Below are 7,723 nucleotides of genomic sequence, written 5' to 3'. Positions count from 1 at the left end.
AAAATTAAATTTCAGCCAACAACAAGACAAACGAGATATTGTTGCCAAGCAGAAAATGGGGTTGATGGATAGTGGAAGTGTATGATATACTATATATAGACGAAAAAAATAGTTGTCGTATAATGAGAGGGGGCTTTTATGAAACGAAGAAGTATAAAGTATATTGGCCTGGTGTTGCTTTGCGTGGCGGGATGTATGTTTGTGGCAGCATGCGGACAGGATAAGGAAAGTGCAGTAAGGAACGATGAAGGTAGTGTCTTGAGCGGTGAAACAGAGGCAAAGGATGTGGAAAAAAGTACAGATCCTGCAGATTATGAAATTGGTACCAGAGATCATTATCTTGCCGTATGGGCGCAGGAGAAGGGCCTGTCTTATGTGGAAGCAGAAAGTCAGGAACGCTTGGAAACTGACAAGATTGCACTGAGTGAAGAGGAAGCGATTGGATATGCGACAGTGGATAAAGAATGCGGATCAGTTTCAAATGGAAGCGGCTGCAATGTAAAGACAGCATTTTCAGCAGATATCCGTTATATTTACCGGAAGACAGATGGTGCGATCACAGCGATTGATAATTTGGCGGACGCAAAAATATATCTTCCGGAGGTTCCGGGTGCGACAGCGCAAATATCAGATCCGAATATTTATCAGGAAGAGAGAGGATTTCGCATTAGTGTGACAGGAACGTTAAGTTTTACCCTTGAGAATGCAGATGTGACTCAGGGTGGAGAGTTTTCCAGTGTAGAAACTTCCGGAAATCAAAGTAACGTTATCACAACGGCGAAAACATTTGCAATCTTATTTCAGCAGAGTGATATACAGAAATAATATATGGAATTTGTAAAAGTATGCAATTATTCCAGGACATTTTTCCGGTATTATCGCATAGATTTAGTGTAAACATTATTTTGTGAGGATTTTATGCCGGACAAAGGGTTACACGTACAACAAAATGAAAATGTGGACAGAGGAAGGCTGCAGGTCAATGTGACATCAACATTGGGTCTGCAGCCTGTTGTGAATGCACGGGTCGGCATTGCATACACAGGGGAAAGCCAGCGCGTGTTGGAAGAATTGCAGACAGATTCATCAGGTCAGACGGAGGCTGTGACGTTGGACGCACCGCCGATAGAGTATTCCCAGGAACCGGATCGGCCGCAGCCTTTTTCAGAATATACGGTGACCGTGCAGGCAGAAGGCTACCGAAGTGTGGAAGTATCTGCGATTGATGTGTTTGCAAATGTGACAGCTTTGCAGGAGATACGGATGGAGCCGTTGGATATCTCACAGAAAGAGGGAACGGAAAATATCGTTGTTCCACCAAATACTCTGTGGGGAGATTTTCCACCAAAGATTCCGGAAGATGAGGTAAAACCAGTGAATGAATCCGGAGAAATCGTGCTGAGCCGCGTGGTTATTCCGGAGTATGTGATCGTCCACGATGGACCGCCGACAGATACCAGGGCACAGGATTATTATGTTCGCTATCGGGATTATATCAAAAATGTGGCATCCAGCGAGATCTATTCCACCTGGCCGGAGGCAACGCTGCGGGCTAATATTCTGGCAATTATGTCTTTTTCCTTAAACCGCGTATACACGGAGTGGTACAGAGGAAAAGGATATGACTTTACCATTACATCATCTACTGCTTATGATCAGAAATGGTCTTTCGGGCGCACGATTTTCAGCAATATTTCCCGGATTGTGGATGAGATTTTCAATCATTATCTGTCCAGACCGAATGTACAGCAGCCGATTCTGACGCAGTATTGTGATGGGAAAAATGTAACCTGCAGTGGTTGGATGACACAGTGGGGATCCCGTTATCTGGGAGAGCAGGGGTACAGCCCCATCGAAATTCTGCGTTATTATTATGGCAGCAGTATTTATATTAATTCTGCAGAGGAGATTGCCGGAATTCCATCTTCCTGGCCGGGTGCAGATCTTACAGTGGGATCCTCCGGTACAAAGGTGCGGCAGATCCAGCAGCAGTTAGCCCGGATTTCCCAGGCATATCCGGCGATCCCGACCATTGCGGCGGACGGGATATTCGGGGAACGTACCCGGGAAGCCGTAGAAGCATTTCAGCGGATCTTTGATCTGCCGGTGAGTGGTGTGGTGGATTTCCCGACCTGGTATAAAATTTCACAGATTTATGTGGGGGTGACACGGATCGCGGAGCTGAATTAACTGCAATTCAAGTCGAACGCACGTGAGACTTAGCGCATGTAAACAGTAACGTAAGATGAGATAAAATGCCGGAGAAATCATAATTACTCTGGCATTTTTCTTTGATTTCATGTAGAATAGGGCATAAATGGCAGAAAATATAGAAAGATGAGAGGATAAATGATGGAAGAGAAAAAAAACATTATGGATTATGATACGGTGTCTTTAGATGATGAAAACAGTGCCGTAGTTATTATTGATCAGACAAAATTACCGGGAACCACAGAGATCATTGCATTAAAGACCGCACAGGAAATCTGGGATGCAATTTATCTGCTTCAGGTACGTGGTGCTCCGGCCATCGGCGTGGCAGCAGCTTACGGTATTTATGTACTGGCAAAAGGAATTGATACAGACAATTATGATGCATTTTATGCAGAGTTCAAAAAACAGAAAGAATACCTGGATTCTTCCCGTCCGACAGCAGTTAACCTTTCCTGGGCGTTAAACCGCATGGAGCAGGTTGTATTAAACAATGCGGACAAGTCCGTTGCCGAGATCAAACAGCTTCTGAAAGAGGAGTCTGTTGAGATCCAGGACGAGGATATCCGCGTGTGCAAAGCCATCGGTGAATATGGTCTGACGCTGGTAAAACCGGGTGACGGTATTTTGACACACTGCAACGCCGGAAAACTTGCAACAAGCAAATACGGCACAGCAACGGCTCCGATTTATCTGGGACAGGAGCGCGGTTACAATTTCCGTGTCTTTGCAGATGAGACCAGACCACTGCTTCAGGGAGCACGTCTGACTGCTTTTGAACTTCAGTCTTCCGGTGTTGATGTAACTCTGATCTGTGATAATATGTCTGCAACTGTTATGAAAAACGGTTGGGTAGATGCAATTTTTGTGGGCTGTGACCGTGTGGCAGCAAACGGAGATACTGCAAATAAGATCGGTACTTCCGTAGTTGCGGCAGTCGCAAAACAGTATAATGTGCCAATGTATATCGCAGCACCGACATCCACCATTGATATGAACACTCCGACCGGTGATCAGATTAAGATCGAGCAGAGAAAACCGGAAGAAGTGACAGAGATGTGGTATAAAGAGCGCATGGCTCCGGAAGGTGTAAAAGTATTTAATCCGGCGTTTGACGTGACAGATCATGAGCTGATCGCAGGTATCGTGACCGAGTTTGGTATCGCACGTCCGCCATATACAGAATCTTTCAAAGAAATTTTTGCAAAAAAAGAGGTAGCTCAGAAGAATAAGTAACAGGAACAATTTTATAAAAACCTGTAATCCTAGTGAAATATAGGAAAATAAACGCTTCACTTTTCTCTGAAAGTGGGGTATAATAAGCAGTAATGGTTCAGCAGAGTCAAGTTTTCAGAAAAAAAGATTACTTTGTATAAAGCAGCGCTTTGTGCTGGATCATTCTAATGATTAGTGAGAATCCACAGGAGGTATAATTATGGCAGACAGTGCATGTAGCAGCTGCAGCAGTGCAGGAAGCTGTTCTTCCGAGAGTTGTGAAGGATGTCCGAGCAGCAAGCAGCCGCAGAGCTTTCAGGAAAAATTAAATGAGTATTCATCTGTTAAAAAAGTAATCGGTGTTGTCAGTGGTAAAGGTGGCGTAGGTAAATCTTTCGTAACAGCATCTTTAGCAACTGCAATGCGTAAAAAAGGATATGAAGTAGGTATTCTGGATGCAGATATTACCGGACCGTCTATTCCGAAAATGTTCGGCGTACACGGACCGGCTATGGGCAGCGAGATGGGAATCCTGCCGATTGCAGCAGAGGATGGCACAAAGATTATGTCCATCAATTTGTTGATGGAGGATGAGGAAGCACCGGTTATCTGGAGAGGACCGGTTATCGCAGGAACTGTAAAACAGTTCTGGAGCGATGTTGTCTGGGGTGATTTGGATTATTTATTCGTGGACATGCCACCTGGAACCGGTGACGTTCCGCTAACAGTCTTCCAGTCTCTTCCGGTAGATGGTATCGTGATCGTGACATCTCCACAGGAACTGGTACAGATGATCGTAAAGAAGGCTTATAATATGGCTGGCATGATGGATATTCCGGTTCTTGGCGTAGTAGAGAATTACAGTTATCTGAAATGTCCGGATTGCGGAAAAGAGATCAAGCTGTTCGGTGAAAGCCACATTGATGAAGCAGCTTCTGAGCTGGCAATGCAGGTTCTTGGCAAAATGCCGTTGGATCCGGCTTATGCAGAACTGGCAGATGAGGGATTATTCTATAAAGCAGATAATCCATATCTGGAAGATGCAGTAAAGAAAATTGAAAATATGTAGTTAAAAAAGGTGTGCCATTTTCTTCATTTATATGGAAGAAAATGGCACATCTTTTTTACATTGAAATATTTATATTTGTCCAGCCGGAATCCGTTTCTGCCGCCGCCGTTCAAAAGCCACGGCGATAGAACCATAGCAGACGGAATACATAAAAGCAGCCAGTGCAAAGGCTGTCAGCACATCAAAGACAGAGTGCTGTTTTAAGAACATAGTGGATAAAATAATGCAGACGGTGAGAACCAGTGCTGCGTTTTTTATCCATTTTTTATTTTGCAGCTTTTGACTGTGTGCCAATCCAAAATAAATGGCAAGGGAATTGTATACATGGATGCTTGGAAACAGGTTTGTCGGTGTATCCGATGCATACAGTCGTTGTACGATGTGTACAAAAATGTTATCTCTTGCGAATGTATCCGGGCGGAGCAGCTGTCCGTTTGGATATACCGTTGAGATAAAGAGAAATACGGTCATACCGGTGATCAGGAAGATACCGAGCCGCCAGCACAGTTTTCCATCTGTAAATGCGATAAAGATAATGCCAGCTGCCATGTAGATAAACCACAGGTAGTAAGGAATGACAAAAAACTCGCAAAATGGAATGTAGTCATCCAGTGCCATGTGAATGACATGGAAATTTGAATTGATGTTTACTTTTTCCTCAAGCCAGCAGAACCACGGAATATAGATCAACGCGTATAGTAACAGAAAAAGGTGGGTGTTGTGTCTGAGATATTCAAAAATTTTTTTCATACGCAATAGTGCTCCGATGTAAGTATAATTTTTATGCTCTCAAAACTGTGTGTTTCTTACACAGTTTCTTTTTTGTTTCTAGAAGAGTGTAGCACCATAGATTGAAAAAAACAACGTGGAAAAATCTTAAATTTGTGTAAAAAAATCAAAATAAGGAAAGATTTCAGCGATGTGCTCCGAAAACAGGGAAATAGTGGATAACAAAGAGAATAGTTACTATGAAAAAAGATGAAAATGATAGGAATTGTATGGTATGAAACTCTTTCACGATATTGAGAAATTAATCCGTTTTTCAAATAGGAACGTTCACGTTACAATAGAATCAATCCAGTTGATCAACGGAAATATAGGAACAATCATGAATTAATCAGATAATCAAGAGGAGAAGACAAGATGATTAAGAAGACAATTGACACAGTATTGAATGTTCGTCCAATTTTTGTGGGAATCCAGCACTTATATTTTTATGAGGGACCATGTCGCTTTGGGGAAGGCGATGAGCTGATGCCGGAATATGATGCCATGATGAATCAGGAAATGAATGCCGCATATGTAAATGAAGTAGTACAACATGAAACGGAAGGCGTTCATATTATGGATCCGATCTATGTAGAGCGTGATGACTGGTTCAGAAGCCCGGAAGCAATGTATGAGAAGATGGCAGAAGATATTGATAAAGTTGATTTTTATCTGTTTCATTTTGGTATCGGACGTGGTGATATTTATCTTGAGTTTGCAGAGCGTTATAAAAAACCGGTAGGTGCTGCACCGGGACTGTGCTGTGATGGAATCGGAAATACGGCAGCGGTAAAGAACAGAGGACTTGAAGCGTATGCATTTATGTCATGGGATGAATTTGATACATGGATGAGAGTTCTGCGTGTTCGTAAATGCCTGAAAAACACCCGTGTCCTTCTGGCAGTAAGATGGGATTCCAACCGTTCTTACAGTTCTTATGATAACTTTATTAATCAGAGTGATGTAACGAATAAATGGGGCATTCAGTTCCGTCATGTAAATGTTCATGAACTGTTGGATCAGACACATCCGGTAGATCCGACCACAAACCCGTCCACACCGGGCAGGAAGGCATTGAATATCAACGATGAAGATATGAAGGAAATTGAGAAGATCACAGACGAACTGATTGCAAATGCAGAAGCCTGCACGATGGAGCCGGATATGGTTAAAAAGACGATTCAGGCATACTATACGGTACAGAAACTGCTGGATGCGTATGACTGTAATGCATTTACGGCACCATGTCCTGATTTGTGCTCCACACGCAGATTCTCTGAAGAAAAATTCACGTTATGTATGACACATTCCCTGAATGATGAAAATGGTATTTCTTCAGCCTGTGAATATGATATCAATTCCGTGATCGGAAAAGTTATTATGACAAATCTTTCCGGAAAAGCACCATATATGGGAAATACAAATGCGATTGTTTTTGATAAAGAAGGCCATATGATTCCATTCCACAAGTTCAATGACAATACCATTGAAGATATTGCAGATAAGACAAACCTTTATATGACGTTCCACTCTACACCGAACAGAAATCTGAAAGGTCTGAAAGCAGAGAAAGAGAGATATCGTCTGGCACCGTTTGCATACAGCGGATTTGGCGCAACCATCCGTTATGATTTTGCACAGGATATCGGACAGGTGATCACTATGATCCGTATTTCACCGGATGCGACGAAGATTTTTATTGCAAAGGGAACTATCTCAGGCGGAGCTGGATATGAGATGAAGAATTGTGATCAGGGTGTATTTTTCAATGTAGCTGATAAGGTAGATTTCTACCACAAACAGCAGTATTTTGGAAACCATACGGTACTTGCATATGGTGATTATGTGGAAGAACTGAAAATGCTTGCAGAAGCACTTGGCATTGAAGCAGTTATTGCATAAAAGTAGAAGGAGACAATCTTGGATTTTTCACAGATAAAGAATCATCTGATCAGTCACAGAGAACATGCGCAGCACCAGATAGATTATATCAAGGCGCATCGTCATATGAAGGAAGACGAATTACATACCTATATTTATGATTATGTCCTGTATAAATATAATCTGTTTGGTGAAGTGTCGGATGTTTATGTATTGGACGATCTGGCAGAACTGAGTGTTGCAAAAGCAATCAAACTCAGTAAGGAACAGGCCATAGCCTATGATAATAAGGCATCCTGTGACGGTGCCACTTCAGCAATGAATAAAAAAGTATTATTGCTGATGGCAATCCAGAAAGAATTGAATATTAAGTTTCCCTTGGATGAGGTCGTCCAGATCAAGGATACAAAAAAACTTACCTCTGTTGTATACCGGCAGCTGAATGGGAAAATGGCTGACTGATCGGGATAGAAAAAGAAACCTGAAATGGTGGATCATTGTATCGGACAGTACAATGGAAGAAAAATAGGAGGAATTGGTTATGAATTGGGGTGTACTGATCGCAGTACTGATTTATGA

7 protein-coding genes are annotated in these 7,723 nt (G+C 42.4%); 6 read left to right on the top strand and 1 reads right to left on the bottom strand.

The window, feature by feature from the left end; translation table 11 throughout:
• Positions 1-138 precede the first annotated feature (138 nt).
• From HMPREF0373_RS10345 to HMPREF0373_RS10330, 4 genes are all read left to right on the top strand, one after another.
• Entirely contained in the window at positions 139-825 is a 687-nt protein-coding gene (locus HMPREF0373_RS10345; protein WP_021739652.1) for a hypothetical protein, read from the top strand.
• Between the two features lie 93 nt (positions 826-918).
• The gene (locus HMPREF0373_RS10340; protein ID WP_021739651.1) at positions 919-2,190 is read left to right on the top strand and encodes a peptidoglycan-binding protein; all 1,272 of its coding nucleotides are present in this window, start codon (positions 919-921) and stop codon (positions 2,188-2,190) included.
• Between the two features lie 159 nt (positions 2,191-2,349).
• On the top strand, positions 2,350-3,447 hold the full coding sequence (gene mtnA, locus HMPREF0373_RS10335; RefSeq protein ID WP_021739650.1) for an S-methyl-5-thioribose-1-phosphate isomerase: 1,098 nt from the start codon (positions 2,350-2,352) through the stop codon (positions 3,445-3,447).
• A 199-nt stretch (positions 3,448-3,646) separates the two neighbouring features.
• Positions 3,647-4,495, top strand: a complete 849-nt coding sequence (locus tag HMPREF0373_RS10330; RefSeq protein WP_021739649.1) for an Mrp/NBP35 family ATP-binding protein — start codon at positions 3,647-3,649, stop codon at positions 4,493-4,495.
• Between the two features lie 69 nt (positions 4,496-4,564).
• Here the strand turns inward: HMPREF0373_RS10330 and HMPREF0373_RS10325 are convergent, their stop codons facing one another.
• Entirely contained in the window at positions 4,565-5,245 is a 681-nt protein-coding gene (locus tag HMPREF0373_RS10325) for a phosphatase PAP2 family protein (protein ID WP_021739648.1), read from the bottom strand.
• A 393-nt stretch (positions 5,246-5,638) separates the two neighbouring features.
• Between HMPREF0373_RS10325 and HMPREF0373_RS10320 the strand changes: the two genes are divergently transcribed.
• Together HMPREF0373_RS10320 and HMPREF0373_RS10315 are read left to right on the top strand one after the other, a co-directional pair.
• Positions 5,639-7,165: a hypothetical protein gene (locus HMPREF0373_RS10320; protein ID WP_021739647.1), complete on the top strand. Its 1,527-nt coding sequence runs from the start codon at positions 5,639-5,641 to the stop codon at positions 7,163-7,165.
• Between the two features lie 18 nt (positions 7,166-7,183).
• On the top strand, positions 7,184-7,606 hold the full coding sequence (locus tag HMPREF0373_RS10315; RefSeq protein WP_021739646.1) for a hypothetical protein: 423 nt from the start codon (positions 7,184-7,186) through the stop codon (positions 7,604-7,606).
• The last annotated feature ends 117 nt before the right edge of the window (positions 7,607-7,723 follow it).

Source organism: Eubacterium ramulus ATCC 29099, from assembly GCF_000469345.1.
Lineage (GTDB): Bacteria > Bacillota > Clostridia > Lachnospirales > Lachnospiraceae > Eubacterium_I > Eubacterium_I ramulus.
Note: the sequence above shows the minus strand (reverse complement) of the source record. Positions and strands in the feature narration are given on the sequence as shown.